The 26,819-nt window shown below is 59.2% G+C and carries 25 protein-coding genes; 15 read left to right on the forward strand and 10 right to left on the reverse strand.

Features of this window, described 5'->3' with window-relative positions:
- Nucleotides 1-40 precede the first annotated feature (40 nt).
- Nucleotides 41-307, forward strand: coding sequence for a hypothetical protein (locus ABD842_RS18685; protein ID WP_345117257.1), 267 nt, complete (start codon nt 41-43; stop codon nt 305-307).
- The gene (locus ABD842_RS18690; protein ID WP_345117259.1) at nt 304-759 is read left to right on the forward strand and encodes a type II toxin-antitoxin system VapC family toxin; all 456 of its coding nucleotides are present in this window, start codon (nt 304-306) and stop codon (nt 757-759) included. Before ABD842_RS18685 ends, ABD842_RS18690 begins: the two co-directional genes overlap by 4 nt.
- A gap of 236 nt (nt 760-995) precedes the next feature.
- Here ABD842_RS18690 and ABD842_RS18695 read toward each other — a convergent pair whose 3' ends face one another.
- Nucleotides 996-2,378: a P-loop NTPase family protein gene (locus tag ABD842_RS18695; protein WP_345117260.1), complete on the reverse strand. Its 1,383-nt coding sequence runs from the start codon at nt 2,376-2,378 to the stop codon at nt 996-998.
- Between the two features lie 205 nt (nt 2,379-2,583).
- On the opposite strand from ABD842_RS18695, the gene clpB reads away from it, so the two are divergent.
- On the forward strand, nt 2,584-5,196 hold the full coding sequence (gene clpB / locus ABD842_RS18700; protein WP_345117262.1) for an ATP-dependent chaperone ClpB: 2,613 nt from the start codon (nt 2,584-2,586) through the stop codon (nt 5,194-5,196).
- 122 nt (nt 5,197-5,318) lie between these two features.
- Here clpB and ABD842_RS18705 read toward each other — a convergent pair whose 3' ends face one another.
- Nucleotides 5,319-5,765 carry a hypothetical protein gene (locus tag ABD842_RS18705; RefSeq protein ID WP_345117264.1) on the reverse strand — a complete coding sequence of 149 codons (447 nt, stop codon included), beginning with the start codon at nt 5,763-5,765 and terminating at the stop codon, nt 5,319-5,321.
- Between the two features lie 503 nt (nt 5,766-6,268).
- On the opposite strand from ABD842_RS18705, the gene ABD842_RS18710 reads away from it, so the two are divergent.
- Both ABD842_RS18710 and ABD842_RS18715 read left to right on the forward strand, forming a co-directional pair.
- Nucleotides 6,269-6,466, forward strand: a complete 198-nt coding sequence (locus tag ABD842_RS18710) for a hypothetical protein (protein WP_345117266.1) — start codon at nt 6,269-6,271, stop codon at nt 6,464-6,466.
- Nucleotides 6,466-7,200: an ATPase gene (locus ABD842_RS18715; RefSeq protein WP_345117268.1), complete on the forward strand. Its 735-nt coding sequence runs from the start codon at nt 6,466-6,468 to the stop codon at nt 7,198-7,200. Before ABD842_RS18710 ends, ABD842_RS18715 begins: the two co-directional genes overlap by 1 nt.
- 293 nt (nt 7,201-7,493) lie before the next feature.
- On the opposite strand, the gene ABD842_RS18720 is transcribed toward ABD842_RS18715, so the two are convergent.
- Together ABD842_RS18720 and ABD842_RS18725 are read right to left on the reverse strand one after the other, a co-directional pair.
- Nucleotides 7,494-7,832 carry a DoxX family protein gene (locus ABD842_RS18720; RefSeq protein ID WP_345117270.1) on the reverse strand — a complete coding sequence of 113 codons (339 nt, stop codon included), beginning with the start codon at nt 7,830-7,832 and terminating at the stop codon, nt 7,494-7,496.
- A gap of 5 nt (nt 7,833-7,837) precedes the next feature.
- Entirely contained in the window at nt 7,838-8,188 is a 351-nt protein-coding gene (locus ABD842_RS18725) for a DoxX family protein (protein ID WP_345117272.1), read from the reverse strand.
- A 574-nt stretch (nt 8,189-8,762) separates the two neighbouring features.
- Between ABD842_RS18725 and ABD842_RS18730 the strand changes: the two genes are divergently transcribed.
- Nucleotides 8,763-9,986, forward strand: a complete 1,224-nt coding sequence (locus ABD842_RS18730) for a hypothetical protein (RefSeq protein ID WP_345117274.1) — start codon at nt 8,763-8,765, stop codon at nt 9,984-9,986.
- A gap of 206 nt (nt 9,987-10,192) precedes the next feature.
- The gene (locus ABD842_RS18735) at nt 10,193-10,507 is read left to right on the forward strand and encodes a hypothetical protein (protein ID WP_345117276.1); all 315 of its coding nucleotides are present in this window, start codon (nt 10,193-10,195) and stop codon (nt 10,505-10,507) included.
- Nucleotides 10,508-10,808: 301 nt separating this feature from the next.
- Here ABD842_RS18735 and ABD842_RS18740 read toward each other — a convergent pair whose 3' ends face one another.
- A complete protein-coding gene (locus tag ABD842_RS18740) occupies nt 10,809-11,267 on the reverse strand; it encodes a hypothetical protein (RefSeq protein WP_345117278.1) in 459 nt (152 codons plus the stop codon).
- Between the two features lie 94 nt (nt 11,268-11,361).
- Here ABD842_RS18740 and ABD842_RS18745 point away from each other — a divergent pair, with 94 nt between their 5' ends.
- Complete coding sequence (locus ABD842_RS18745; protein WP_345117279.1) at nt 11,362-11,961, forward strand: HupE/UreJ family protein; 600 nt, start codon at nt 11,362-11,364, stop codon at nt 11,959-11,961.
- Nucleotides 11,962-12,014: 53 nt separating this feature from the next.
- Here the strand turns inward: ABD842_RS18745 and ABD842_RS18750 are convergent, their stop codons facing one another.
- Both ABD842_RS18750 and ABD842_RS18755 read right to left on the reverse strand, forming a co-directional pair.
- A complete protein-coding gene (locus tag ABD842_RS18750; RefSeq protein WP_345117281.1) occupies nt 12,015-12,449 on the reverse strand; it encodes a response regulator in 435 nt (144 codons plus the stop codon).
- A gap of 18 nt (nt 12,450-12,467) precedes the next feature.
- Nucleotides 12,468-15,044 carry a PAS domain-containing sensor histidine kinase gene (locus ABD842_RS18755; RefSeq protein WP_345117283.1) on the reverse strand — a complete coding sequence of 859 codons (2,577 nt, stop codon included), beginning with the start codon at nt 15,042-15,044 and terminating at the stop codon, nt 12,468-12,470.
- 337 nt (nt 15,045-15,381) lie between these two features.
- On the opposite strand from ABD842_RS18755, the gene ABD842_RS18760 reads away from it, so the two are divergent.
- The 4 genes from ABD842_RS18760 to ABD842_RS18775 all read left to right on the forward strand — a co-directional run bounded on the left by ABD842_RS18760 (nt 15,382) and on the right by ABD842_RS18775 (nt 20,377).
- The gene (locus ABD842_RS18760; protein ID WP_345117285.1) at nt 15,382-17,739 is read left to right on the forward strand and encodes a M1 family metallopeptidase; all 2,358 of its coding nucleotides are present in this window, start codon (nt 15,382-15,384) and stop codon (nt 17,737-17,739) included.
- A 126-nt stretch (nt 17,740-17,865) separates the two neighbouring features.
- Nucleotides 17,866-18,297 (forward strand): hypothetical protein, encoded by a 432-nt coding sequence (locus ABD842_RS18765; RefSeq protein ID WP_345117286.1) that lies wholly within the window; start codon nt 17,866-17,868, stop codon nt 18,295-18,297.
- A 227-nt stretch (nt 18,298-18,524) separates the two neighbouring features.
- Entirely contained in the window at nt 18,525-19,766 is a 1,242-nt protein-coding gene (locus ABD842_RS18770) for a serine hydrolase domain-containing protein (RefSeq protein ID WP_345117288.1), read from the forward strand.
- Nucleotides 19,767-20,002: 236 nt separating this feature from the next.
- Nucleotides 20,003-20,377 (forward strand): PH domain-containing protein, encoded by a 375-nt coding sequence (locus tag ABD842_RS18775; protein ID WP_345117290.1) that lies wholly within the window; start codon nt 20,003-20,005, stop codon nt 20,375-20,377.
- A gap of 272 nt (nt 20,378-20,649) precedes the next feature.
- Here ABD842_RS18775 and ABD842_RS18780 read toward each other — a convergent pair whose 3' ends face one another.
- Both ABD842_RS18780 and ABD842_RS18785 read right to left on the reverse strand, forming a co-directional pair.
- A complete protein-coding gene (locus tag ABD842_RS18780; protein ID WP_345117292.1) occupies nt 20,650-22,029 on the reverse strand; it encodes an NAD(P)/FAD-dependent oxidoreductase in 1,380 nt (459 codons plus the stop codon).
- Nucleotides 22,030-22,195: 166 nt separating this feature from the next.
- Entirely contained in the window at nt 22,196-22,888 is a 693-nt protein-coding gene (locus tag ABD842_RS18785; protein ID WP_345117294.1) for a carboxypeptidase-like regulatory domain-containing protein, read from the reverse strand.
- Nucleotides 22,889-23,000: 112 nt separating this feature from the next.
- Between ABD842_RS18785 and ABD842_RS18790 the strand changes: the two genes are divergently transcribed.
- The 3 genes from ABD842_RS18790 to ABD842_RS18800 all read left to right on the forward strand — a co-directional run bounded on the left by ABD842_RS18790 (nt 23,001) and on the right by ABD842_RS18800 (nt 24,562).
- Entirely contained in the window at nt 23,001-23,393 is a 393-nt protein-coding gene (locus tag ABD842_RS18790) for an ArsR/SmtB family transcription factor (protein ID WP_345117296.1), read from the forward strand.
- A 76-nt stretch (nt 23,394-23,469) separates the two neighbouring features.
- The gene (locus tag ABD842_RS18795; RefSeq protein ID WP_345117298.1) at nt 23,470-23,790 is read left to right on the forward strand and encodes a (2Fe-2S) ferredoxin domain-containing protein; all 321 of its coding nucleotides are present in this window, start codon (nt 23,470-23,472) and stop codon (nt 23,788-23,790) included.
- 76 nt (nt 23,791-23,866) lie between these two features.
- The gene (locus ABD842_RS18800) at nt 23,867-24,562 is read left to right on the forward strand and encodes a YjjG family noncanonical pyrimidine nucleotidase (protein WP_345117300.1); all 696 of its coding nucleotides are present in this window, start codon (nt 23,867-23,869) and stop codon (nt 24,560-24,562) included.
- Nucleotides 24,563-24,591: 29 nt separating this feature from the next.
- Here ABD842_RS18800 and ABD842_RS18805 read toward each other — a convergent pair whose 3' ends face one another.
- Nucleotides 24,592-25,848 carry a lanthionine synthetase LanC family protein gene (locus ABD842_RS18805; RefSeq protein ID WP_345117302.1) on the reverse strand — a complete coding sequence of 419 codons (1,257 nt, stop codon included), beginning with the start codon at nt 25,846-25,848 and terminating at the stop codon, nt 24,592-24,594.
- Between the last annotated feature and the right edge of the window lie 971 nt (nt 25,849-26,819).

Raw genomic sequence — 26,819 nt, forward strand, 5'->3', positions numbered from 1 at the left:
CCCTGGATTTCCTATCTTACATCACGTCTTTGCTACTCCCATGAAACTCGCCCTCGAACTGGAATTCCCCGACGACCAGGCCGCCAACGTGCTTCGCCTGCTCCAAAATACCCCCAACGTCACGGCGCGGGTTATTCCTCACCCTGCTTCTACAGTGCCGGGCGCGGTACCGGTCACATCGGAAGCCGAGTTGGAAAAGCTGTTTCAGCAGCTTGCCGGCTCCTGGCAGTCTGATGAGAATGGCGACGAGCTGAACCGCTGGCTCCGCGAAGACCGCCAGGATCAGCCCCGCGATATTGAGCTATGAGCCAGTTTCTGCTCGACACCAACATCTGCGTTCATCTCGCCAAAGATGAGTTTGGCTTGGTAGCCAAGCTTCGGCAGGTTGGTTATGCCAACTGCTTTCTTTCCGAAATAACCATTGCCGAGATGCTGTATGGGGTAGAGAATAGCGCCCCTACCCGGCAAGCAGCCAACCGCCAGTCGTTGTACCATCTGCAACAAGCCTTTGCCGGCCGCCTCCTTTCTATCGGCAGTTGCCTCGAAATCTACGCCCAGCAGAAAGCCTACCTCAAACGCCTCGGCCGCCTGCAAGGCGAGTTCGATATGCTCATCGGCAGCACCGCCCTGGCCCACGGCCTCACCCTCGTCACCCGCAACACCCGCCACTTCGCGGAGCTGCCAGGGATTCAGCTGGAGAACTGGATTGAGGATCCACGAGCAGCGGAACTACCAAGTGAGGGAGTTACTGTTCGTTGATGGCACTGCTGGCGCGAGTGCAGCGCAGCGTAACTCGTGACTGGCTTTTGCGGGAGGCTGCGCCCCCCACCGGCCGCTCCGATTACAAGGGAATAGTTCTTTTGTAGTTTGCCGCTCTGCGTTAGTGGAGGTACAACCTCCACTTCACATCTGGTCACGAACTACAGGCTCGCACCAATTGGAAGTATTTGACAACTCACGTATCTGCAAATACAATAATTCGGTCAGCTCGAATATTACCTACCCATAATATCATCTATATCATCTTCAATATTTCCAAGCGCCTCATTATCATCATAAACTCCTTCATAAAATATTCTATGCATTTTATCAACCATTTTAGAAAGCATTACATGATTATTTTTATCATTATATACATTATCCAATAAATCACTTTTTAAAACACACTGAACATATACCCTCATGAAGGGATTAACAAATGAATAGCTTTCAATTTTTTGATTATAAACAAGCACAGAACCTCTAATATCTTTTTGAAGCTCGTTCATCAACAATTCAATTGGCATCTCACCTAATTTTTTATCTTTATTCTTATACTCGAATTCTAGCTTTTTCAATATAGTCTTATAGGGAACTTCTTCACTCCTATATCTTGCTATAGTTGTTAAAATAATCTCAGGAAGATCTTCAACTCCATCATCTTTCTTTATAGCTTCCTCGTAATCTTGCTTTATGGAGTCCTCATTATCTTCTACGTACATCTCAAAAGCAGCATTCAAGGCAGTTTCATCCATACGAATAATATTATCCGAAGTCTCAAAAACACCTTTATGACTACAACAATTTAAGGACAGTTGATGACATATTGATGCCAAACCACTAGATGCTCTTACGATTGCACCTTTAACTGGGATATCGAATTTTATATTCAACTGACGTTCCCCGATTTCTATAATCTCATTTAACTCTTCTTCAGACATGAGAGGCACGCTTATTTGAGACAAACGCTGCTGCATTTCTTTATCATAATTAATCACTTCTCTTCCTGTGTTAACCGCACCTATCGCTATCAATTTTACGTTTCTGTATTCCATTGCAGAATCCATAAATACTTTCATAATCTGCGCCGCCTGTATTTTTTCATCGTGACTTATTTTATGAAAATCTTCTAAAACCCAACAACAATTTAATTCTCCATAAAATTTTATCAAAAATTGAGCAGTCAATAAAGGGGGAATTATTGGCTTAACACTTACACTTTCCGTTTTCTCAACCTCACCTGACAATTGAGCTTTTATTAATTTATATTCAGTCCCTATTTGCAATCCAACCTTTCTTTTTGCCACTTTATCAACCTTCTCTATATAGTACCTATCAAGTTCTGCAAAACCATGCATTAGGATACTGTCAAAAGACATTCCTACCATGCATCTTGTTATAACATATTTCTCATATATTTGATCGAGCTTATTGATCAACAATGTAGTTTTCCCAGACCCAGAATGCCCATAAATGATTATCTGTTTCCCAGGAGTCGATAATGCCTCAACAAGTTTATTATTAACACTTTGTCGCTCAATAAAAGTAGCACGCGCTGGCGTGGAAGGTGTAAAGACATCATACAGGTTAAAAATTTCTCTGCCTTTGCGAGTTCTCATGATTTGCTTAGTTATTTGTAGACCACAATATACTAGTATATCAATTTGCTTTGCTACAATTATTATTGTCGACTTTTTGTCACATCAAACAATTAAAAAAATATAAACAAACGCCAAAAAGTCCGAAGACCCATCCTCGCACCCCGTTTGCTGTCCTGCTCGTAGAACTTCCAGCGCGAAGTCTCACCTACGACGAAAGCCAGCCATGAACTTTAACAACTATACCATCAAGGCGCAGGAGGCCGTGCAGAAGGCCACCGAAATTGCCGGCGCGGGCCAGCAGCAGGCCATCGAAACGGGCCATTTGCTCAAGGGCCTGTTCCAGAGCGACGAGAGCGTCTTCTCGTTTCTGGCCAACAAGCTGGGCGCCAACCTCAACATCCTCACGCCCCGGCTCGATGCCCTGGTGGCCGGGTATCCCAAGGTCAGCGGCGGCTCACCCTACCTGTCCAACGAGGCCAACGCCGCGTTGCAGCGCGCCAGCAACTTCCTCAAGGAGTTCGAGGACGAGTACGTATCGGTGGAGCACCTGCTGCTGGGGCTGCTCGGCGGCAAGGACGCCGTGGGCACCCTGCTCAAGGACACCGGCTTCAACGAGAAAGACCTGAAAGCCGCCATCAAGGAGCTGCGCGGGGGCCGCAAAGTCACCAGCCAGAGCGCCGAAGACCAGTACCAGAGCCTGAACCGCTACTCCCGCAACCTCAACGAGCAGGTGCGCCTGGGCAAGATGGACCCCGTCATCGGCCGCGACGAGGAAATCCGCCGGGTATTGCAGATCCTGAGTCGGCGCACCAAGAACAACCCCGTCCTGCTCGGCGAGCCCGGCGTGGGCAAAACCGCCATCGTGGAGGGCCTGGCCCAGCGCATCGTGGCCGGCGACGTGCCCGAAAACCTCAAGGACAAGATCATCATGAGCCTCGACATGGGCCTGCTCATCGCCGGAGCCAAGTACAAGGGCGAGTTTGAGGAGCGCCTCAAGTCCGTCATTAAGGAAGTAACTGATTCCGATGGGCAGATCATCCTGTTTATCGACGAGATGCACACCCTGATCGGGGCCGGCGGCGGCGGTGAGGGCGCCATGGACGCGGCCAACCTGCTAAAGCCCGCCCTGGCCCGCGGCGAGCTGCACGCCATCGGCGCCACCACGCTCAAGGAATACCAGAAGTACATCGAGAAGGATAAGGCCCTGGAACGCCGCTTCCAGGCCGTGATGGTGGACGAGCCGACCCTGGAGGATGCCATCAGCATCATGCGCGGCATCAAGGAAAAGTACGAGCTGCACCACGGCGTGCGCATCACCGACGACGCCGTGATAGCCGCCGTGGAGCTGAGCAGCCGCTACATCACCGACCGTTTCCTGCCCGATAAGGCCATCGACCTGATGGACGAAGCCGCGGCCAAGCTGCGCATCGAGCTGAACTCCATGCCCGTGGAGCTCGACGAAATCCAGCGCCGCATCATGCAGCTCGAAATTGAGCGCGAAGCCATCCGCCGCGAGGAAAACTACGACCGCGAAAACGTGCTGACCAAGGACCTCAGCGAGCTGACCGCCCGGCGCGACACGCTCAAGGCCCAGTGGGAAAATGAGAAAGCCGTGCTCACCGGCATTCAGGAGCAGAAGGCGGCCATCGAGAAGTTCAAGCTCGAAGCCGAGCAGGCCGAGCGCCAGGGCGACTACGGCCGCGTAGCAGAATTGCGCTACGGCAAGATTCAGGAGGCCGAGGCCAGGCTGAAGCAGCTCCAGGACGAGGCCAACGCCAACGAGGCGGGCGGCACTATGTTGCAGGAAGTCGTGACCAGCGAGAGTATTGCCGAGGTAGTCGCCAAGTGGACCGGCATTCCGGTGAGCAAGATGCTGCAGTCGGACCGCGAGAAGCTGCTGAACCTGGAAGCAGAGCTGGGCAAGCGCGTGGCCGGGCAGACCGAGGCCATCGGCGCCATTTCGGACGCCGTGCGCCGCTCCCGGGCCGGATTACAGGACCCCAAGCGGCCGATAGGGTCGTTCATCTTCCTGGGCACGACCGGCGTGGGCAAAACCGAGCTGGCCAAGGCCCTGGCCGAGTACCTGTTCAACGACGAGAACAGCATGGTGCGCATCGACATGAGCGAGTATCAGGAGCGCCATGCCGTGTCGCGCCTGATCGGGGCGCCTCCCGGCTACGTGGGCTACGACGAGGGCGGGCAATTGACGGAGGCCGTGCGCCGCAAGCCCTACTCGGTGATTCTGCTCGACGAAATCGAGAAGGCCCACCCCGACGTGTTCAACATCCTGCTCCAGGTGCTCGACGACGGCCGCCTGACCGACAACAAGGGCCGGGTGGCGAACTTCAAGAACACCATCATCATCATGACCTCCAACACCGGGGCCGACCTGATTCAGAAGAACTTCAAGGAGCTCAACGAGTACAACCACGACGAGGTGGTAGACCGCACCCGCGAGGAGGTAATAGAGCGGCTGCGCCAGCACATGCGCCCCGAGTTCCTGAACCGCATCGACGAAATCGTGATGTTCCAGCCCCTCAAGCGCAAGGAAATCCGCAAAATCGTGGACATCCAGTTCCGGCAGATTCAGCAGCGCCTGCACGAGGCCGGCATCCGCCTCGAAGCCACCGGCGAGGTGCTCGACTTCCTCGGCGAGCAGGGCTTCGACCCGCAGTTCGGGGCCAGGCCGCTGAAGCGCGTCTTGCAGCGCCTGGTACTAAACGAGCTGTCGAAAGACATTCTCTCGGGCCGCGTGAGCAAGGACGCGGTGGTGGAAGCTGTGCTGGAAGACGGCGGCATCCGGTTCAACAACGTGGAAATCCCGGCCGTGGGGTAAGCCTTCCTTGCCCGGTCATTGCGAGCAGAGCGAAGCAATCTGTCCTCTGAAGGCTGATCAACTCCTTTCCACCAAAAAGCCCCGCTGACGTTGTGTCAGCGGGGCTTTTTGTTCAAGAGCCTTTAATAGCTGAAATACTTTGGTTTCAGTCGTTGCACAACGTAAGGCGGCAGGATTTTCGATTTTTCATACAGGACCACTACCTGCTCTTCTTTGGTTTTGCTGAAACGAGTCAACTTGCCAATCCCTATTCCGGCCGGGACTCCGCCAAATAGCCCGACCCCTACTAGTGTGCCCGCAGTTGTACTGCTGAATCCGTCAGCCGTGGCATTGCTGTTGGCCGCCACAGAGGTAATACGTAAAGCAAAGGCACTGCCAATAGCCGTCCATATCCACCCGCCGGTGCGATGCTTGCTAAAAATATGATGGATAGCCTGAACGGTATCAGCGCGTGAGGCGGTCAGAGCTGGGGTGGAAGACGCACTGGCGACAGCACTGGTACGTTGTTGCGCATCGGAGCTACTACTGGCACCTAGTACCAAGACAAGGAAGAGGATTTTTTTTAGCATAAGGAAGGCCTTTCAGCAAGGCAGGCCGTTGTGCAAGTAAATTGAGGTTGTAAACACGGTACTATTCGCAGCAAAGCTACTCAACAGTACAATCCCACTGGCGTTGGCTTGTTCCGTTTTTTCGCTGTTCAACCGTATCTGATGGGTCCAAGGCCTGCGCTACTCCACCTGCCGCCTCAATAGGCGCCCCCACCACTAGCGCGAGTTTAGCGGAGCGTAACTCGTGACCAGCCCATGATGTGGAGGCTGCGCCTCCACTGCCGCCACACGGCAAGCCGGAACCACGCCGCCCAATGATGCAGGCGCAAGTCGTTCCGTTGCGAGGCGCAGCCTCGCCCGATGATCCGGCACGAGTTACGCTGCGCTAAACTCGCGCCAGTACGCACCACCTACGCCGCTTGCGGTGGCAGCCGGGGCGCAGGGGCGGGGGTGGCAGTTAGCCCTTAGCGTTGGTTCATCGTATCTTAGATGGGCAAACGCCTAATGAAGCACGCTGCGATACTATGAAAAAGACCGAAGATATACCCGCCAAAGTGTTGCAAGCAGCTACGCGGCAAGCATCGTTGCGGGCCGTAAGCGAGAGCCGGGCGCTGGGCCTCACTGTGACGGTATACGAAAACGGCAAACTGGTGCGGATTCATGCCAACGGGCAGCGCGAAGTAGTGGTAGACCAGTACCAGAATCATAGCCGCAAGGCCTGATGATGACAACTGCTGCCACGCCCCGACTGCGCCTGTTTGCGGGCCCCAATGGCTCGGGCAAATCGGCACTGCTGGATGAATTGCGCGGGCAGTTCAATCTGGGCGTTTATGTGAATGCCGATGAGATTGAGAAGCAACTGGTCCGGCAGCGGTTTCTACACTTGTCCGATTACCAGTTGGCCGCAACGCAAGCCGATTTCGTAGCGTTTTTGGCGGGCGGGAAAACGGCCGTGGGAGCGCAAACTAGCCAGGAAATAGGGCTGCATGTTGCCGAAAATATCGTGGTCATGCAGCCGGAAGCGGCCGTAAATTCTTACGTGGCGGCCACGGTGGCCGACTTTCTACGGCATCAATTGCTGGCGGCCCGGCTTAGCTTCACGTTTGAGTCGGTCATGTCGCACCGGTCGAAGCTGGAGTTTTTGCAGCTGGCGGCCGCCAAGGGCTACCGCACTTACCTCTATTACATTGCTACGGAAACCCCGGCCGTAAATGTGGACCGGGTAAGCAACCGGGTGAGCAAAGGCGGGCACGGCGTTTCGACGGAGAAGATTGTGAGTCGATATGCGAAAAGCCTGGACCTATTGGTCGAAACCATGCAGCAGGTAAGCCGGGCGTATCTGTTCGATAATTCGGGCGCGTGCATCTGGTGGTTTGCCGAATACGAACCGGATAAATTGACGACGATTGGACAGGAGATACCAGAATGGTTTCGGCGAACTTGGATGGAAACCTGATGACACTGCCGCTACCCCCGCCGCGCCCAGTGGCGGCCGGGGCGCAGGTTGTACAAGAATAAGCAGGTTTTGAAAAATCCTTGTACAGAGCCACCTGGCAACTTGTACAAGAGTAAATCGATTTTCGAAAACACTGGTGCAAGATGCTGGCGGCCGAGTTGAGTCTACTTGGGGCTGTCCAGGAAGTCAACAGGCCGTCATGCTCTATCTGGCGTCCGCGAAGTCGAAGCATGACGCTCTGATTGATTCTGGCAACTTCCTAAACAGCCTCTACCCCTGCTCCACCTGCCGCCTCAGTAGGCACGCAACGACTCATAGAAGATGTAGGCGTTCAGCAGCATGAACAGAAACGACGGCAGCGACAGCCAGAAGCCATCCTTTATCTTGACTCGGACGCCAAAGCCCAGCAGCATCAATAGGGCCAGGCCGCCGGACGCCACCGACAGAATCAGCGGAACCCTCAGGCCTACCACCAGGCCCACGGCGCCAAGAATCTCCAGTACGGCAGTCAGCGGGCCGAATTTGGCCAGGCCGTAGCGCTTAAACTCGTCTTTGAGCTTTTGGGAAGTGAAGTAGCTGATTCCGTAGAACAGAAACGAGAGGGCCGAAAGCCCGATCAGGATAGTCGTCATTAAGCTTAGGCGGTAATCAGGCCCGCATGGGCGGCGGCGACGAACAGCGACAGCGCCAGCAGCAGCAGGGAAGGCACGTACTTGTGCCAGGGGTTTTTCACTTTGATATGGGCAGCCTGGGCGCACAGCATCAGAAAGGCCATCAGCAGGGCCGGAACCAGCACCAGGGCCGGAAACCAGATACCCGCCACCAACAGGGTTGCCAGCGCTATTTTGGCGGCTCCCACCAGGTTGCGAACCAGGTCCGGCAGCCCGTACTGCTTGAATTCCTTGACAATGTTATCGAACCGAAATACCCAGACGACAACTATCGAAAAAGCAATAACCAGCTGCGCAAGGACGACTCCTGTGTTCATGTAGGCGTGATGTTACACTGCTGAAAAAAACCAGAAGCCTACCCGTAGGCTCTTCGCCGGCAGGCCCGCTGACGCGTTTGGGCGCATGATCAGTCGGCCTTTCCCAAAAAAGCGGGCCGCTCATAAGTAGCTGGTAACCGCTGCGGGCAGCAACAAGTTTTGTGCAGCGCACACCCTCCGGTAGTGGCGCGAGACGAAAGGCTCCCCTTATAGTCGCTCAGCAGAACTTTACCGGGTCAGCACCAGTGGCTGCGCTACCGTGCCGGCAGCCCGACCCGGACCGTGTGGACAGTAAGTGAAGGAAACGTAATGCCGAGCAGACGGCGGCCTCTGGCGCGTCCTGGCAATCAGAATACGGCAGCCGTAGCAGCACGCGGCGTGAGGAAAGACGCGGTGGTAAAAGCCGTGCCCGCAGACGGCGGCAGCTGCTTCAAGAACGTGGAGCTGCCCGCCGTGGGGTTAGCCTTCCGCAGTAGCCCTAAAAGCCTCGCTGCCGTTGTGCCGGTGGGGCTTTTTTTGTGTAAACTTGGCTTGATCTGGTAAGCTCCTGATTCACCCGTTTTATACCTCCTCCATGGCTTCCGACGACGATATTCTACCCCAGGACGACAGCGCAGACGACGACAGGCTGCCCTTTACCACCTACCATCAGGAAGAGGCCGACCGGCTCCAGGCCGAAGCCGACACCGCCGCTGTCGTGGCAGCCGACGTACTGCAGAACGCCCGCTACGACGAGTTTTTCGCCCCGTATCAGCCCAAAGTACGCGAAGATTTTGCGCGCCACTACGTCATGACCCGGCAACGCTGGATGGATGTTGGCCAAGCCGATGAGGAGCAGCCCAACCGGCGGCTCACCATCCACACCAAAGAGGCCTACGTGGCCCTGTGGGCCATCCAGCAGAAAAAGCTGTTTGACCTGCAATGTCAGTGGCGGGCCGAAGAGGTAACCGACATACCCGGCGTCGTTATCACCAATGATTTCGACACGCTCAGCGCGGCCATCGAAAACAGCCCCGCGCTGTCCCCCATTACGGCCGAGGAATTTGCCCTGTACCTGGAATGGGTGCAGCAGGCCGACTACGCCCGCGACCTCAACGACCGGCACGATGGGCGCTTTGTCTGGCAGAATCACCGCTTCCTTCGGGAGGCCCTGGCCCCGGATGCGCCCCCGCTCCAAGCCCGTCCCGTGGCCACGCTCAAGGCTGTGTCCGACTGGTACCGGTTCCACAATGCGCGCACTGGTCACGACCGGCTGCTGTACCTACCGGACGTTCGGGGCACCAAGGAAGAGCGGTACTGGGACGCGTGGCGCGAAGGGCTGCGCGAGCAGGAAGCCATTGCCCAGGCCGCCGGTACCGCGCCCGATCCGCGCCCCAGCTACCTGCCGCCGGAAGAGCACCGCACCCTGGCCACCGAGTTTGCCGGCCGTTTTGAGCCGGCCCGTCTCAACCGCTGGCGCGAGGCCACCGAGCTGCTCCGCCCACCCATGTCGGAACAGGACCGCGAGCTGCAGATGATAACCCACTTCCTGCTCTCCACCTGGGAGCCGGTAGCCGTGGAGGGCAGCCCCGACTGGCGCGAAGCCACGCGGCAGGCCTACTACGCGTACTGCCACCGGCAGCTGCTGGAGCAGCTGCCGGTAGTCTACCAGGAGTATCTGCAGCGCCAAAGCTGGGGCATCGCCCAACCCGACCGGCTGGATTGGGACCTCAGCCATCACAACATGGCTCAGTATTACCGGGGTTGGCTGCTCGATGGCCGGGCGCGGCTGGGCGAGCCGGAGGATTTCGACTTTTGAGAACATAGCCGCCTGCTTGGCAGCAGCACGGACCCCGCTGCCTGGCAGGCCCGCGCACCCCGACTGACACGCTGCAGGGTAATTCCTGGAAAAAAAGGTGTCGTTCTAGGGCGCCCCGCTGCCGCACGACGCGTAGCTGGGTCAGGTGTCACCCCGCCGCTGCCGTCCAGGAGCTGGTTTCCATCCTTTCCTGCACTTCCTGCTCCATGAAAAAGCTACTGCCAACCCTGCTGCTCAGCGCTGGCCTGGGCCTCTCTGCCGCCCAAGCCCAAACGACGGGTAAAACTGCCGTAGTGCGGCTGTTTGAAACATCGGGCCGGTCGTTTATCAGCTATGGGGAAGCCAAAACCGAGCAGCTGCCCCTGGAGGGCACCACGAGCAAAAAGCAGCAGCAGCTCAACACCGAGCAGATCCAGCGCCTTGTCGACCGGTTGTACGCGGAAGGGTACCACTTGGTCAGCAGCTTCAGTGGAGGTGAGCCCACCGAGCCAGTCACCACCCTGGTGTTTCGCAAAGAGTAGACAGGCGGCCGCGCGCCGCGCGCCGGCCGGAATTGCGTTGACCCCGTTCCGGCCACCGCTCGTATAGCCTTGGATTTCAAATTTTTACTGCGCGCTGATATCCTTTACTGCTTTCCTGACTCCAACCAAACGGCACCACAGCACCCGCCATCCGGGCTTACTCCAACACCTTTGGCCAGGCTTTCGGCACCACGGCTAATGGCGACGGTTCCGCATTGTGAAGCAGTAAGACATCCACAGTTCTCGTAAAAAAGCTCTGGCCGGATTTGGCCAGGGCTTTTTTGGTGCAACGGGCTGGGCTTTAGAAGTGCTTCGCCTTCAACCGCCGCCGGATGGCTTTGGGCAGGGGCTTGCCTTGGTCGTAATCTTTAACAATGACGGCCTCTTTTGCCTTGGTAAACCGCGCCAGCTTGCCCACCCCGATACCATCGAGCAGCAGCCCGATTCCAACCCCGGTAGCAATGGCCCCGCCGCTGGGGCTGTTGTCGATGGTGATGGGGCCGCCCCCGGTGGAAACCGTGGTGCGGCTGGCGCTGGAGGCCACCACGCGAATGGCAAAGACCGTCCCTGCAACGGTGTAGATAACGCCTCCGGTGCGGCGTTTGGCAAACAGCCGGTGTAGGGCCGCGGCACTGTCGGCCTTAAGCGACGGTGCCACGCTGCCCGCCGGAGCCGCCACCGGGGCGGCGGCCGGCTGGGCCTGCGCACCCAGGCCAGTAGGGAGTAGCAGCAGGATGATCAAAAGGTATTTCTGCATCATGCAATCAGGAATAAAGGCAGAATATTCCCGCAAGCTACGCTTCCTGTTTCTCAGCATCAGCCGTCTTACTCGCGCTGCTGCCTAGCTTTGCCCCATGTCCGTTTTTCAGATCTACCTCCAGCTCGGCTTCTTCCACATCTTCAACCTGCGGGCCTACGACCACCTCGTGTTTCTGCTGGCGTTGTGCGCGCCCTACGTAGCCGCCGACTGGCGCCGGGTGCTGGCCCTGGTCACCAGCTTCACCGTGGGCCACTCCATCACGCTGGCGCTGGCCACGCTGGGGTTTGTCGACTACAGCCCCCAGCTCATTGAGGCGCTGATTCCGGTTACCATCCTGCTTACCTGCGCCCTGAACCTGGGCCAGGCGGGCCCGCCGCAACCAATGCCGCCGCGGCGGGCCCTGGTGCTGGCGCTGCCCAACCTGCTGGCGGCCTTGTTCGGGCTGATTCACGGCCTGGGCTTTTCCAGCTACCTGCGCGGGCTGCTGGGGCACCGGAGCCGGCCAATGGCGGAGTTGCTGGCCTTCAACGTGGGCGTGGAGCTGGGCCAGCTGCTGATTGTGGCCCTTATTCTGCTGCTGGGCCTGCTGGTGCTGCGCGGCCTGCGCGCCGCCCGCCGCGACTGGGTGCTGGTGGTGAGCGGGGCGGCCGGCGGCATTGCGGCAGTGTTGCTGCTGCAAAGCCTGAGGGCCTGAGCAGGCAGCACCAACCGGCGGGCAGCCGCCCCCCAGCCGGCGTGCCGGGTCCGTCAGAGCGTATCGGCAGCGGGGTCGTGAGAGGGCAGCTGCCGCTGAAAATGCAGCTGCAGAATGCTGTTTATCTTCTCCTGAGTCAGGGGCTTGCTCACCAGCCCGGCAATATTGAGCTCGTCGAGGCGGCCCAGGTCGCGGGCATCCATGGTGGTCGTGAGCATGATGATAACCGTGGCCGCATGCCGGGCCCGCGACGTCTGCTGGTAGGCCTCCAGAAACTGGATGCCGTTGAGACCGGGCATGTTCACGTCGAGCAGGATCAGGGCGGGCTCGGCGGGGCCGGCGGTGTTTTCCAGCAGCGCCAGGGCCTGGGTACCATTCTCGGCGATGAGCACCTGCTCGGTGACGTTCAGGCTCTTAAGCAGCAGCTCGTTCAGGAAGTTGTTGGTCGAGTCGTCGTCTACTAGCAGTACACTGGATAGCTTTTCCATAAGGCAGATTGAGCGGGATTACGTCAGCGGCGGACCCGGCATGGGCAGCAGGATGCTAAAGGTAGTGCCTACGTCCACCATACTCTGCACGGCGAGGGTGCCGCCGCCGTTTTCCACCATCTTCTTCACCATGTACAGGCCCACGCCCGAGCCCGGCACGTGGTGATGCAGGCGGCGGAAAAGGCGGAACAACTCCCCCTGCTGGGCCGGCGTCAGCCCCAGGCCATTGTCCTGTACTTCCAGCACAGCCTGTCCGGACGGGTGCCGCAGGCAGCGCAGCTGCACCAGGGGCGGCCGGTCGGGCGAGCAGTACTTCACGGCGTTGCTGAACAGGTTGTACAGAATGCTGCGCAGGTTTTTGGCCGAGAAATACAGCTCCGGACAGCTGCTCAGGTCGACGGTGAGGGTGGCGCCGGCGGCCGTCAGCTCGGGCAGGATGTCGAGGCGCACGCTCTCCACCAGCGCGGGCAGGTCGACGGCCTCCGCGGGCTGGTCGAGCAGCGCGTGCTGCAGCTGGGTTACGTCGGTGAGGTGGCCCAGCGTCTGCTGAAAGCGGCTCACGGCCCCCTGCATCATATCGAGCAGGCGCGGCACCAGGTCGGCCTGCAGCGCCGCCGGGGGCAGCTGCTGGCGCAGGGCCAGCAGCAGGCCCTCAATGTTGGTAATGGGCGACTTCAGGTCGTGCGAGGCCGAGTAGACGAAGGTATCCAGGTCGGCGTTGGTGCGGGTGAGGCGGGTATTGGCGTCGTTCAGCTCGGCGTTGGTGGACTGCATCTCCCCGTTGATGGCCGCCAGCTCCTCGTTGAGCGCCTGCACCTGCTGGCGGGCCAGCACCTGGTCGGTCACGTCGTAGACGAAGGCGGCCACGCCCACGATCCGGCCCTGCTCGCGGTAGGCCTGGTAGGCGAAGGTGACGTAGCGCGGGCTGCCGGGCTGGAGCTCCGCCAGCGGCATATCGATTACGGCCTGCGGCTCCCCGGTTTCGAAGACCAGGTCGAGCAGCCTGACCAGCCCGGCCATCTGCACGCGCGGATACACCTCGGCAATGGTATGCCCCCGCAACGGCCCCGTCCACTCCTCGGGCGGAAACACGTCGGCGAAGGCCGGGTTGAAGTAGTCGATGCGGTGGTCGGGCTCGCGCAGCAGCACGATGGACACCGGCGTCTGCTCGAAGATCTGGTAGAGCTCCTGCCGCTGCTGGGCCTGGCGCTGGGCCACGCTGAGCATGGCGCCCTGTAGTGTTTCGGCCTGGCGGCGCGATAGTACGGCTTCGGTAGTATCGAGGACGAAAGCCAGAATGCCCTGATTCTGACCCTGACCGTTCATGAGCGGCTGATAGACAAAATCTACGTAGCGCTGCTCGGGCTTGCCGGTGGTGCGGCCAAACAGCTCAATCGGCATATCGTGGCCCAAGAAGGGCTTACCGGTAATGTACACCTGGTCGAGCAGGTCGATAAAACCCTGTTCTATCACTTCAGGAAATACTTCGGCTACCGTTTTGCCCAGCACGGCGCGGTCGGCAGAAAGGGCCAGATAGCGGTCGTTGAAAAAGGTAAACCGGTGCTCGGGCCCGGTGAGGGTGGCCACGGCGGCGGGCACCTGGCCCAGAATCTGCTGCAGCAGGTGCTGCTGCACGCCCAGCTGCTCGCGCTGCTCCTGGGCTTGCAGCAGGGCGGCCTGAGTTTCGGCGGTGCGTTGCGCCACGCGGGCTTCCAGCTCGTCGTTGAGTTGCTGCACGCGCTGGCGGGCCAGCACCTGCTCCGTCACTTCCGTCGCTATCACCATTGCCCCGTAGATGCGGCCGTCGGCCTCGTGCATGGGCACGTACACGAAATCCCAGTACACGGTGTCGCGGCGGCCGTCACGGTCGTGCACGGCCGGCATGGCGTGCGCCACGTGCGGCTCGCCGGTAGCCATCACCTGGTCGAGCAGCTCTTCGTAGCCCATGCCGGCTGCTTCGGGCAGCGCCTCAAACAAGCCCTTGCCCATGAGCTGCTCCGCGGTACGGCCCCAGAGCCGGCACACCACGGGATTGGCCAGCTCAATGATGTAGGTTGGGCCCCGATAAACGGCAATGGCGGCCGGGGCCTGCTCAAACACCCGGGCCAGCTCCTGCCACTGCCGCTCGGCGGCGACGCGGGCAGTCTGCTCAGAGGCCTGGCTGTCGCGCAGGGCTTCTTCCACGGCCGGGCGCGAATGGTCGCTGGATTCGATGAAGCTCACCACCAGCTGCTCTTCGCAGCGCTGGGCCACCAGGGAGTAGTAGCCGTCGAGGCCGTCGTGCTGGTAGAGGTTCTGGCGGCGCTCTACCTGGCCCGAGCGAAAGGCCATGCGGTAGAAGCCGAAGACGCCGTGCTGGGCGGCGGTGGGAAACAGGGTCAGCAACGACTCGGTCGGGTACTGCGGCAGCCCGAGCAGCTGCTGGGCGGCAGGGTTGAGCCGCACCCAGGCAAAATCGATGATTTCTACCCCGTCGGCGGCGTAGAGCGGGCGGAGCAGCATCGTCCCGGCCAGGGACAGGTTCAGCAGCACTTCGGCCAGCCCGGCCGGGGGCAGCGCCTCCCCTGACGACGGAGGGAGAATAGAATCGGACATAGAGCGAACAGCAGAGGGCAGGAGTGCCGGAGGTCTAAAGATAACGGGCCGGGGGTATCCTCGCCCCTTTCCCGAAGATTGATTTGCCCGGAGTCGGTTCCCGGCGCTGCTTCTACGTCCGGGCGGCCCCCTCCAACACCCGGGCGCGGCCCTTTCGTTTCCGGATGCGCCGGATTCCTGCCCCGGCGAGAAGCTGCCCAGCCCGACGCGGGCCCTGGCACATGGTTTTGCCCGCTCCGGTGCAGCGGTAGGCTACACAATTGTGTCCCTGGTTTCGCGCTGGCTGGGGTTTGTGTAAATTGCCGTCTGCCTGCTTCGTTTTTACCTCACTTTCGATATGCTTAAAAGACTTCTCCTGGGCGCTGGCCTCGTGGGTCTGGCTGCCGCCCCGCTGCGGGCCCAGACGACCAACTCCGGCACCGACAAATTTGCCCAGCTCGGCACCACGCTGCCCACGCCCAACTCCTACCGCACCGCCTCCGGCGCCCCCGGCTCCGAGTACTGGCAGCAGCGCGCCGACTACAACATCCGCGTGAAGCTGGACGACGACAAGCAGGCCATTACCGGCGCCGAGGACATCACCTACACCAACCTCTCGCCCGACGTGCTGACTTACCTGTGGGTGCAGCTCGACCAGAACATCATGGACAAGGGCTCCATCACCACGGCCACCCAGGTTGGCCAGCTCCAGGAGCGCATGCCCTTCCAGGCGCTGGACTACCTGACCACCTCCGACTTCGACGGCGGCTTCAAGATTGAGTCGGTGAACGTGAAGGGCGGCAAGGCCCTGCCCTACGTGGTCAACCACACGATGATGCGCGTGGACCTGCCCACGCCGCTGCGGCCCAAGCAGGCCTTCACCTTCAGCATTGCCTGGCACTACAACATCAACGACCAGCTCAAAATCAATCAGCGCAGCGGCTACGAGTTTTTCCCCGACGACAAGAACTACCTCTACGAAATTGCCCAGTTCTACCCCCGCATGGCCGTGTACTCGGACTATCAGGGCTGGCAGCACAAGCAGTTTCTGGGCAACGGCGAGTTTGCCCTGCCCTTCGGCGACTACCGCGTGAGCATCACGGCCCCCGCCGACCATGTGGTGGGTGCCACCGGCACGCTGCAAAACCCCGACCAGGTGCTCACGGCCACCCAGCGCAAGCGCTACGCCCAGGCCGCCAATGCGGCCAAGCCGGTGCTCATCGTAACCCAGCAGGAAGCCGAGCAGGCCGAGAAAGGCCGGGCCAAGGGCACCAAAACCTGGACCTACGCCGCCAAGAACGTGCGTGACTTCGCCTGGGCTTCCTCCCGCAAGTTTATCTGGGATGCCATGGGCATCAAGCAGAGCGGCGTGCCGGTGATGTGCATGAGCTACTACCCCAAGGAAGGCAACCCGCTCTGGGGCCAGTACTCGACGGAAGTGGTGGCCCACACCATCAAGACCTACTCCAAGTTCACGATTCCCTACGCCTACCCCGTGGCCATTTCGGTGCACGGGCCCGTGGGCGGCATGGAATACCCGATGCTGTGCTTTAATGGTGGCCGCCCCGAGAAGGACGGCACCTACTCGGCCGACCGGAAATACGGGATGATTTCGGTGATTATCCACGAGGTGGGCCACAACTTCTTCCCCATGATCATCAACTCCGACGAGCGGCAGTGGAGCTGGATGGACGAAGGGCTGAACACCTTCGTGCAGTACCTCACCGAGCAGGAATGGGAGCGGGACTACCCCTCGCGCCGCGGCGAGCCGAAGAACATTGTCGACTACATGAAAACCGACAAGAGCCTGCAAACCCCGATTATGACCAACTCGGAGTCGGTGCTGCAGTTTGGGCCCAACGCCTACGCCAAGCCTGCTACGGGCCTGAACATGCTGCGCGAAACTATCCTGGGCCGTCAGCTTTTCGACCACGCCTTCAAAACCTACGCCCAGCGCTGGGCCTACAAGCACCCCGAGCCGGCCGACTTCTTCCGCACGATGGAAGACGCCTCGGGCACCGACCTCGACTGGTTCTGGCGCGGCTGGTTCTACACCACCGACCGCTCGGACCTAAGCATCGAGGGCGTGAAGTGGTACTCGGTCGACTCGAAAAACCCGGAAATCGAAAATGCCCGCAAGCGGGAAATGCTGAACGCCGAGCCCAAGAGCCTCTCCCAGCAGCGCAACCTGCAGGACATTCCCAAAACCCTGGTCGACGTGAAGCCCGACCTCAAGGACTTCTACAACACCTACGACCCCATTGCTACCACCGACGCCGACAAGGCCCGCTACCAGCAGTACGTGGCCAAGCTCACGCCCGCCCAGCAGCAGCGCCTGAAGGCCGGGCTGAACTTCTACGAAGTGGATCTGCGCAACGTGGGCGGCCTGGTGATGCCGGTAGTCGTGCAGATGACCTACCAGGACGGCAAGCAAGAAATCGTGAACGTGCCGGCCGAAATCTGGCGCAAGAACAACGAGCACGTCACCAAGGTGTTCATCACCGAAAAGCCCGTGGTGAGCTTCGTGCTGGACCCCTACCTGCAGACCGCCGACACGGACCTCTCCAACAACGCCTACCCGCAACGGGCCGCGCCCTCGCGCTTCGAGCTGTTTGAGCGCCAGCAGCAGCCCCAGCCCAACCCCATGCAGCAGCAAACCTCGCTGCAGCAAAAGGAGCAGAAGCCGGGCACCGGCGCCGGCGGCGGCACCAACTAGCGCCGTAAACCGCGCCGCAGAAAAAAGCGTCTGGCCCCGGCCGGGCGCTTTTTTGCTTGGTTTGCAACCCAAACCGCCGGCCGCCGCTCCTTTCCCTATCTACCCTATTTTTACTCAGCCAACCCCATGAAAAAGCCGTTCCTGATTCTGATTTCCGCCGCGCTGGCCTTCGGCAGCCAAAGCTGCAAGGATAAGCCGACCATTCCGGAATACCCGTGCGTCAACGGCAAGCTGCTGGGCACCACCTGCGACGGGCGGTACCTGATTCAGGTCGACACCGCTTCCCAGCACCAGATTGGGCTGGTGCTGAATTTTCAGGGTGACGCGGGCATTTCCTTGCCCGGCCCCGCGGCCCAGCTGCGGGTGTACAACAACGTAATCAGCACGGCTACGCCCCTACCCCCTGCCATGCGGCGCGGCCAGACGTTCTATTTCCAGTATAAATCCGTGCCGGCAACGTCGAGGCCCTGCACAGCTAACGTGGTGTATTACGAGGCGCCCCAGTTTGACCTAGTGGCCACTTCCGACGTTTCCTGTTCTTCGCTGTTGCCCGAATAACCGCGGCTTCAGCTTGGAGTTCTCGTTACAACGGGCGAAAAATCACGGTAAGCATCACCCCATCAGGTGACCATTTATTGGGCTGCACAAAAGAGGAGTAGAGGAGCTTGAACGAAGACGCCAACCCGCGCCAACCTGCCAGGCAGCAGCTAGTGTTGGGAAAGAGTCCTTTATTTGCTGGCGGTGCCAACCCGTAGCGATGCTCCGAGTCCCTGGTTATCTCCTTCATGCGTAGAATCCTTATTGCCTCGCTACTCTTCCTTTCTTTTGGCATCGCCACGCGGGGAGTGGCCCAACCGGGCCGGCGCCAAGCCGCGCAGGACTCGTTGACGGCGGAGTTGGAATCCTTGCGCAGCCAAGGCCATTTCAACGGGTTTGGGGTCGCCCTCGTGAACCGGCAAAGCGTGCTCTACCAGCAGGGCTTTGGCTTTGCTGACGCACAGGCCCAAAAAGTATACGGAATCCACACCGTACAAAGCATCGCGTCGGTGTCCAAGACGCTGGTAGGCCTGGCCCTGCTCAAGGCGCAGGAACTGGGCCTGCTTACCCTGGACGACCCCATTAACAAGTACTTGCCCTTCCCGGTCGTCAACCCGGCGTTCCCCGACGTGCCGATTACGCTCCGGCACCTGGCGACCCACACGTCCAGCATCCGCGACAACGACTTCTACCTGAGCAAAAACTATTCCCTCAAGCCCGACCAAAACCTCACGGGCCTGCCGCTGGCGTTTGAGGACGAGCAGACGCTTATTCCCGCGGATTCGGCGGTGACCCTGCCCGTGTTTCTGAAAAATGTGCTGACCCCGGCGGGCAAGTGGTACCAGTCGAAGGGGTTTCTCGCCCGCCGGCCCGGCGAGCTCTACGAGTATTCCAACGTGGGCGCGGCCCTGGCGGCGTACGTAGTGGAACGGGTCAGCAAGCAGCCCTTTCCGGACTTCACGGCCCGGTACCTTACCCGGCCGCTGCGCATGCGGGATTCGGGCTGGCACTTTGCCGACGTCGCCTTCTCCCGCTACGCACGGCCCTACAAGTCCCCCGCCGTGCCGCTGCCCTACTATTCGCTGACCACGTACCCTGACGGTGGCTTCCTTTCCTCCGTGGCCGACATGAGCCAGTACCTGCGCGAGCTGATTCGGGGCTACCAGGGCCAGGGCACCGTGCTGCGGCCGGCGAGCTACCGCGAATTGTTCCGGCCCCAGCTGGCGGCCGGCAACTTTGAAGAGCGCAACGAGCGCAACCCCTACAGCGAATCCTACAACGTGGGCGTTTTCATGGGGTTCGGCTACACCGGCTTCATCGGCCACACCGGTGGCGACCCCGGCGTGGTGGCGCTGCTGTTTTTTGACCCCAAATCCGGCATTGGTCGGCTCTTGCTGTTGAACACCAACCTGTCCACCAAGGCCGGCGAGGTGGCGATGTACAAAATCTGGAACACGCTGGAAAAGTACCAGCACCGGGTAGGTCGCTGACGGCCAAGCAGCCATGCTGCTGAACACTAAGCTAGAGCATACCGTAATTTTGCGCCCCCTGTAACGAGAACCCGCCTGCAGTACGTTGTGACGTTTTGGTTTGTGACGAATTAAAACGTCACAAACCAAAACGTCACAACACATAACAGCATCCCCGGAAAACGGCGGCTTTAACTACTCTTTCCAAGCCAGCACTATTTCCTAGCTTCGCCCCTCACCTACTTCCTTTCTTCCCCATGGGCCTCCTCGACGCACTGCTCGGCAACGCTTCCGCCAACGACATTCAGGAAACGCAAAACGACCTGGCCCGCCTGCTCGCCCCCGGCGAACAGGTGGCCAAGGCCTACGCCATTTTCCGCGACCAGATCATCTTCACCACCAAGCGCCTCGTGCTGGTCGACCGGCAGGGCGTGACGGGCACCAAGAAGGAAATCCTGAGCGTGCCCTACCGCAGCATCGAGCGGTTCAGCGTCGAAACCACCGGCCACTTCGACCTCGACGCGGAGCTCAAGATCTGGGTGCGCGGCCAGACTGAGCCCATCAGCAAAACCTTCCGCGACAACCAGAGCATCCTCGACATCGGCCGGGCCCTGGCCGAGTTTGCTTTGTGATTCCGGTCCTTACGAACAGAGTGCAGCCATTCGTCCTCTGAAGTGTATTGGGCACTGTCTGACCAGAAAGCCCCAGCGTTAGATGCAACGTGAAGTTGTGCTTCGCGAGGCGTCTGCACCGATTCACCAATCATCGTTCAATGCCTAGCTAAGGGTAACTGCGCTTTGCATTCAAAAAACCCTGACGCATATCAGCATCAGGGCTTTTGCATGCAAAGCGCAGTTACACTTCAGCGGACGGATTGCTTCGTCCTTCGTCCTCGCAATGACAGCTACCCCGCCGCCGGCGTCTGGATGGCGGGCGGCGTGGGGTTGTACTCCGGGGTGGCCGTTTGGTGCTCGGCGGCTTTTTTGCCCTGGTCGTCCTTCACGTCGCGGCGGCTGAAGGGACGGATGATGAGGCGCAGGGCCTGGTCGGAGCTGAAGTAGCTGAAGGCCCAGTCGATGAAGGCCACGACTTTGTTGCGGAAGCCCACCAGCGTCATCAGGTGCACAAACAGCCAGGTGAGCCAGCCGAAGAAGCCGTTGAAGTGCACGTCGCCGGGCAAATCGACCACGGCCTTGTTGCGGCTCACGATGGCCATGGAGCCCTTGTTGTTGTACTTGAAGGGCTCGGGCTGCTGCCCCAGCAGCAGGCGCTGCAGGTTTTTGGCCAGGTGGTCGGCCTGCTGCTGGGCCACGGGCGCCAGCATGGGCAGGCCCCGGGGCATCTCGTCGGTTACCATGTTGGCCACGTCGCCGATGGCAAACACGTTGGGAAAGCCCGGCACCTGGTTCCACGGGTTCACGCTGATGCGCTTGTTGCGGGCTACCACCTCGGCGGGCAGCCCCGGTACCTCGGCCCCGTTCACGCCGGCGGCCCAGATCAGGTTTTCGGTCGGGATAAAGTCGGTTTCGGAGTAGTAGGCCCGGCAGTTCTCAAACCGCGTGATGGCCGTGTTGAGCCGCACTTCCACGCCCAGCTCCTGCATGTAGCGCAGCGCGTCCTGCTGCGACTTCACCGACATAGGCCCCAGCAGCTCCTTGCCGGCTTCGACCAGAATGATCTGCATCTTGCCCAAATCCAGCTCGGGATAGTCCTTGGGCAGCACGTGCCGGCGCATCTCGGCCAGCGAGCCGCTGATTTCGACGCCCGTCGGGCCGCCGCCCACCACCACAATGTTCATCAAGGCCTGCTTCTCGGCGGGGTTTTCGGTGAGCAGGGCCTTTTCGAAGTTCTGGAAGATAAAGCTGCGCAGGTTCAGCGAGTTGGGGATGCTCTTGATCTGCATGGCATTCTTCTCCAGACTTTCGATGCCGAAAAAGTTGGTGAGCGAGCCGGTGGCCAGCACCAGGTGGTCGTAGCGGATTTCGCCCACGCTGGTGTGCACCATGTTGCGCGCCGTTTCCACCCGCTGCACATCGGCCATGCGGTAGAAGAAGTTCTTCTGGCCCGCGAAGATCTTGCGGATCGGGTAGGCAATGCTGTCGGCCTCCAGGGCCCCGGTAGCTACCTGGTAGAGCAGGGGCTGGAAGTTGTGGTAGTTGTTGCGGTCGATGACCACGACCTGCACCGGGGCGTCGCGCAGGGCCTTGGCCAGGCGCAGCCCGCCGAAGCCGCAGCCGATGATGACGACGCGCGGGTGCGCGGAAACCGGAAGATTCGTATCCATAGGAGTTCGGAGTAAGTCCGGGCAAGGTACCGGCTTTTCCGCCGACCCGGCCCCACTCCGGTATTTACCCCTAAAGCCCCGAGCTGGTTGCTGCCGGCGTCAGCCAAGGCAGGAAAAGCAAAAAGCCCGCGCCAGGCGGGCTTTTCGGCATCGCAGGAGCGCCCGACTAATAGTCGACGCCCTCTTTTTTCTTGAATTCCCCGCTTTTCACCTGGTTGATGAGCTGCAGCCAGCTGAAGGGGTTCAGCAGCGGGTTGTTGGTGTAGGGCGTGGGCGCGGTACCCATGCGCCGGTCCTGGTTGTACTGCTGGTTCTGCATGGTCTGGCGGTAGTTGCCCATGCTGGTCACCGGCAGGTTGTTGAACATGCGGCGCATCACGTTGGCATTCAGGTTTTCGGCTGCGGCCGAGCCCCGCTCGGTGGGCAGGCGCAAGGCCAGGAAGGCTTCCTTGAAGGCCTTTTCGGTGGCGTAAGGGAAGATGCGAACCTCGGGCAGCACCGTGGCGTCTTCCTTGAGCTGCACGATAACCGAGTAGCTCTGCCGCGGGTAGGCCTCGGGAATCACTACGGTCTGATTGCGGTAGCCCAGGGAGCGAATTACGATACTGTCGCCGGTGAGCACGGGCAGCGAGAAGTAGCCGTAGGCGTTGGTGGCGGTGCCGCGGCCGGCTTTGGGCACGAAGATGGTGGCCCCGGGTACGCCCAGCAGACTGTCGCCGGTGGCGATGATGCCGGTGAACTGCACCACGCGGCGCTGGCCCTGGGCGTGCACCTGCTGGGCGGGTGCCGCGCTCAGCAGCGCCAGAACGGCCAGCGTGAGCGTCAGCCAGAGCGTACGAAAACGAATAGGATCAGGCATACTGAGCATTACAGACTACAATAATACGGCACTTTGGGGGCTGAAGCCCCGGTTGGTGTAAATTTGTTCCGGTTCCCCGGTTTCCGGCCCCTTCCCGCCTTCCAGACAACAGATGCGCCTAAAACACTTCAACGTTGCATTTGGTCAGCAACTATTCAAAGCTTTCGGCGACGAGTCGCGGGTGCGGATTCTGCACCTGCTGTGGCGCAATCAGGAAATGTGCATTTCCGACCTGGAGCAGGTGCTCGACTTCACCCAAACCAAAACGTCGCGGCAGCTGCTGTACCTGAAAAATGCGGGCCTGGTCAGCTTCCGCCGCCTCGACAACTGGGCGTTCTACTTTTTAAAGGAGGAAGCCGCCGACTTGGTTCAGCAGCTGCTCAGCTTCATGGAAAAAGACTTCCAGCTCGTGCGCGACCAGCAGATTTATCAGACGCTGTGGTCGAACCGGGAGCTGGCAGCGTACAAGCTGCAAAACCGGCGCTGGACCGGCAAGCCGCTCTAAAAGTGGCCGGACCGGGATTTTCCCGGCCTGATTTTGTTTCCTGGTCCGGGCCTCACACCGGTGCCCCCTCGCCCTTATGCCGACTGCCTACCATATCTTCGTGTGCAACAACCAGAAAAGCGGCGTCGGCGACGACGTGGCCAAGGCCCTGAAAAATGCCCTCAAAAAGCAGGGGCTCAAAAACCTGGGGCTGGGCGGTGAAAAGCGCAAAAGCCGGGTGCAGACCTGCAACTGCCTGGACGCATGCAAGCGCTGCAAAAAAGGCCCGGGGGCGGCCCTGGTCATCTACCCCGAAGGCACGTTCTACGGCGCCGTGAAGCCCGCCGACGCGGCCGAGCTGGTGCAGGAACACATTGGGCACGGGCGCGCGGTAGCGCGGCTGCTGCTGCCGGAATAGTGCTTCGGGTAGTCTCCGGGTCCGCTTTTGCCCCGAAGTCAGTTTCTCCTAATTGTCCACGCCCAACCTCACCCCGTTGAAAACTTACCGCCACCTGTTCTTCGACCTCGACCATACGCTGTGGGACTTCGAGAAAAACGCCGACGAAACCCTGCGTCACCTCTTCGAGCACCATGCCCTGGGGCGCTACGGCACGTTCACGGTCGAGGAGTTTGTCGGCGTCTACAGCCGCATCAACCACGCCTTGTGGCGGCTCTACCAGAGCAACCGGATCAGCCAGCAGCAGCTGCGTGAGGTGCGGTTTGTGCGCACCCTGGCCAAGCTCGGCGTGCCCGAAGCCGAAGTGCCGGCCGGCATTTCGGAGCAGTTCACCCACATTCTGCCCCAGAAGTCGGCCGTGTTTCCCTTCACCCACGAAGTGCTGGATTACCTGCGGGATAAGTACACGCTCCACCTGATTACCAACGGCTTTCAGGATATCCAGCACATCAAGCTCAGCTCCTCCAACCTCACCGCCTACTTCCAGGAAGTCATTACCTCCGAGCACAGCGGCTTTCTGAAGCCCGACCGCCGCATGTTCGAGCATGCCCTGCACCGCACCGGCGCCAACGCGGACGAAAGCCTGATGATTGGCGACAACCTGGAGTGCGACGTGCTGGGGGCCTACAACGCCGGTATCGACCAGGTGTACTTCAACCCCGACCGGCGCCGCCACTTCGCCGACATCACCTACGAAATCGGCTGCCTGAGCGAGCTAAAGGCGTTTTTGTAGGCCTTGGGCAGCAGCAAGCGGGCCGGGGGTTATAGCATAAGCTCTTCCCAGCCCAACTCCTGCTCTGTGAGAGCTGACAGCAAAACCAATCCCACTCCCACCGCGCCATGCCGCAGGTCACCGGCCGGCAACCCACTGCCGGTCAGCAGCTGCGGCTGCATCAGCTGCTGGGTTTGGTTCAGCCAGAAGTGGTAGCCCTGCTGGTAGGCCGGGTGGCCACTGAGTTGGTACATCTTGCGATATAGCGTTGCCAATCCCGCTGCCCCCCGGTCAAACTGGGAACTGGTAATGTTCGTCGCTTGGCTGGTTGTGCGCAACAAGGTGTTAAGCCCGACCAGTTCAGCAATTTTAGCCAGTTCGGCATCCTGCAGGAGCTCATGGGCTTCGTACAACAGCCATACCTGGGTAAGGTCGCCATAACGCCAGCTTAGCTCAGTACTAAAGGTGGTTTCGCCGGTAGCTTCATCCAGCTGGTCCGGGAAAATGGAATACTCACCAGCCAAAAAATCGACCGTACGCCGCACGGCCAAAATGCGCTGAATACCGGCCCGGATATATTGGCGAAGACCAGGTACCTCAATCCCCTGCCGACACAGCCTCAGCAACAGAAGTAACTCACTGGCCCGCCCGCCGGCTAGGCCCAAGGGCCGGAGACCAGCAGTTGTGTACTCCAGAAACCTGGGCTGATTTAGCAGCCAATGCAGATATACTTCGGCCTGGTAGTTAGGCAGACGCTGGCTCAGGTAACGGACAGCCTCCCAAAACCGGGAATGACTGGACACGTTTTCGGGAAACAGCGCAGATCCATCAAACTGCTGAGTCCATTGACTACTCACCGTTTGGGTAGAACTTAGTTTCGACTGCAGCCATGCTACAACTGAAAGCTGATCCGCTTTAATTGCTGTTGGAGCAGGGCTGTACTCAACAAGGCTTCTATAAACTCTTTGAGCAGCAGCTAAGTACTGCTCCTGTCCCAAAGCGGTATAAGCGCTATAAAAATATACGCCATAGCCCAGTAAGCTGGCGGGCGGGTACACTTCCAATTCGGTGCTTGCCAGCAGCGTATCAACTTGCTGCCACGCGTGCCTAGCATTATCTTGCCAGGCAGGTAGTGGAACTGGCTTGGAAGGATAGCCTGGCTCAGATTGCCGAGGGGTATTGAAAACAGCCATTCTATTAACACTACACAAAATGTGCAGCTGTTTGAATCCAGTGATAGATAAGAGACTTGTTCCCGAATAAAGAGAAATGAAAAAAAGAACGTGATGCTGAGCTTGTCGAAGCATCTCTACCGCAATGGTAATTACTACTGCAACGAAGCGGTAGATATGCTTCGGCTGCGCTCAGCATGACGGCCCTTCGCAGCAATTGTGCGGCAGGCCGCACTTCTGGGAGCTTCTAAGCGTCAGGCTGCTAATCATTTTTTACCTATAGCGGTTTCGTGAACGGTATACCCACCGGTCGGACGGTTTTTTCCGCCGTCCGACCGGTCGCCTCAACCACGATACGTTCAACGAACCTCAACCCTACCGACAACCAGTCTGACGGCAGAAAAAGCCGTCGGACCGGAGCACCGGGCACCGGGCACATCGTTGGCGAAACCGCTATAGCACAAAAGCTAACAGCTAGAAACTCTGTACAATCGTGAGTATTGGGTGCGATGACTGGCCACTGCACCAGATGGTAGAGTCGTGTGTATCCTGGGTCGTATGCTTGCCCGCAGCCGACGTCTTGGTGAAACGGGTGATAACCGTTTTGTTCATCTTAAACTTGGCGGTAGAGTTAAAGTCTTTCATGAGTGCAGGTAGTAAGCGGTGGCAGAATGAAGAAAAGAAGAGCGACGGGGAAGCGGATGGTACGGTACTTCCTTCGACTTGAGTAAACATAGCAAGCTTTCCGCAAGGCTAGAACAATAAAGTACCAACACCCGGATTCGCTGGATCAACCCGGTTGACTCATCTGTTTCCCATGCTAGAGCTACAGCCTTTGCCTGTAGTGGCCGGTTACTCGTTAGTATTCTTTCTACTTTCGCCGCATGCGATTATATCTGGAAAACATGCGTCCCTTTCTGGTTCACTTTATAGCTTGGCTTGCATTTATTACTTATGAACTAGCATTGCTTCAGGCAATGGGGCTGCCTCTGTCCCTTGTTGAAACCGGCTTGAGCTTTTTAGCGAATGCGGGGCTATTTTATGTTAATGCCCTCTACTTCATGCCCAAGCTCTATGCCCGCCGGTATTACCTGACTTACTTCACT

The organism is Hymenobacter algoricola (assembly GCF_039539525.1).
Classification (GTDB): domain Bacteria; phylum Bacteroidota; class Bacteroidia; order Cytophagales; family Hymenobacteraceae; genus Hymenobacter; species Hymenobacter algoricola.

Excerpts from the sequence above, each read along its gene's own strand:
- ABD842_RS18685 (WP_345117257.1), top strand. The coding sequence starts at position 41 with ATGAAACTCGCCCTCGAACTGGAATTCCCCGACGACCAGGCCGCCAAC.
- ABD842_RS18690 (WP_345117259.1), top strand. The coding sequence starts at position 304 with ATGAGCCAGTTTCTGCTCGACACCAACATCTGCGTTCATCTCGCCAAA.
- ABD842_RS18695 (WP_345117260.1), bottom strand. The coding sequence starts at position 2,378 with ATGAGAACTCGCAAAGGCAGAGAAATTTTTAACCTGTATGATGTCTTT.
- clpB (WP_345117262.1), top strand. The coding sequence starts at position 2,584 with ATGAACTTTAACAACTATACCATCAAGGCGCAGGAGGCCGTGCAGAAG.
- ABD842_RS18705 (WP_345117264.1), bottom strand. The coding sequence starts at position 5,765 with ATGCTAAAAAAAATCCTCTTCCTTGTCTTGGTACTAGGTGCCAGTAGT.
- ABD842_RS18710 (WP_345117266.1), top strand. The coding sequence starts at position 6,269 with ATGAAAAAGACCGAAGATATACCCGCCAAAGTGTTGCAAGCAGCTACG.
- ABD842_RS18715 (WP_345117268.1), top strand. The coding sequence starts at position 6,466 with ATGATGACAACTGCTGCCACGCCCCGACTGCGCCTGTTTGCGGGCCCC.
- ABD842_RS18720 (WP_345117270.1), bottom strand. The coding sequence starts at position 7,832 with ATGACGACTATCCTGATCGGGCTTTCGGCCCTCTCGTTTCTGTTCTAC.
- ABD842_RS18725 (WP_345117272.1), bottom strand. The coding sequence starts at position 8,188 with ATGAACACAGGAGTCGTCCTTGCGCAGCTGGTTATTGCTTTTTCGATA.
- ABD842_RS18730 (WP_345117274.1), top strand. The coding sequence starts at position 8,763 with ATGGCTTCCGACGACGATATTCTACCCCAGGACGACAGCGCAGACGAC.
- ABD842_RS18735 (WP_345117276.1), top strand. The coding sequence starts at position 10,193 with ATGAAAAAGCTACTGCCAACCCTGCTGCTCAGCGCTGGCCTGGGCCTC.
- ABD842_RS18740 (WP_345117278.1), bottom strand. The coding sequence starts at position 11,267 with ATGATGCAGAAATACCTTTTGATCATCCTGCTGCTACTCCCTACTGGC.
- ABD842_RS18745 (WP_345117279.1), top strand. The coding sequence starts at position 11,362 with ATGTCCGTTTTTCAGATCTACCTCCAGCTCGGCTTCTTCCACATCTTC.
- ABD842_RS18750 (WP_345117281.1), bottom strand. The coding sequence starts at position 12,449 with ATGGAAAAGCTATCCAGTGTACTGCTAGTAGACGACGACTCGACCAAC.
- ABD842_RS18755 (WP_345117283.1), bottom strand. The coding sequence starts at position 15,044 with ATGTCCGATTCTATTCTCCCTCCGTCGTCAGGGGAGGCGCTGCCCCCG.
- ABD842_RS18760 (WP_345117285.1), top strand. The coding sequence starts at position 15,382 with ATGCTTAAAAGACTTCTCCTGGGCGCTGGCCTCGTGGGTCTGGCTGCC.
- ABD842_RS18765 (WP_345117286.1), top strand. The coding sequence starts at position 17,866 with ATGAAAAAGCCGTTCCTGATTCTGATTTCCGCCGCGCTGGCCTTCGGC.
- ABD842_RS18770 (WP_345117288.1), top strand. The coding sequence starts at position 18,525 with ATGCGTAGAATCCTTATTGCCTCGCTACTCTTCCTTTCTTTTGGCATC.
- ABD842_RS18775 (WP_345117290.1), top strand. The coding sequence starts at position 20,003 with ATGGGCCTCCTCGACGCACTGCTCGGCAACGCTTCCGCCAACGACATT.
- ABD842_RS18780 (WP_345117292.1), bottom strand. The coding sequence starts at position 22,029 with ATGGATACGAATCTTCCGGTTTCCGCGCACCCGCGCGTCGTCATCATC.
- ABD842_RS18785 (WP_345117294.1), bottom strand. The coding sequence starts at position 22,888 with ATGCCTGATCCTATTCGTTTTCGTACGCTCTGGCTGACGCTCACGCTG.
- ABD842_RS18790 (WP_345117296.1), top strand. The coding sequence starts at position 23,001 with ATGCGCCTAAAACACTTCAACGTTGCATTTGGTCAGCAACTATTCAAA.
- ABD842_RS18795 (WP_345117298.1), top strand. The coding sequence starts at position 23,470 with ATGCCGACTGCCTACCATATCTTCGTGTGCAACAACCAGAAAAGCGGC.
- ABD842_RS18805 (WP_345117302.1), bottom strand. The coding sequence starts at position 25,848 with ATGCTTCGACAAGCTCAGCATCACGTTCTTTTTTTCATTTCTCTTTAT.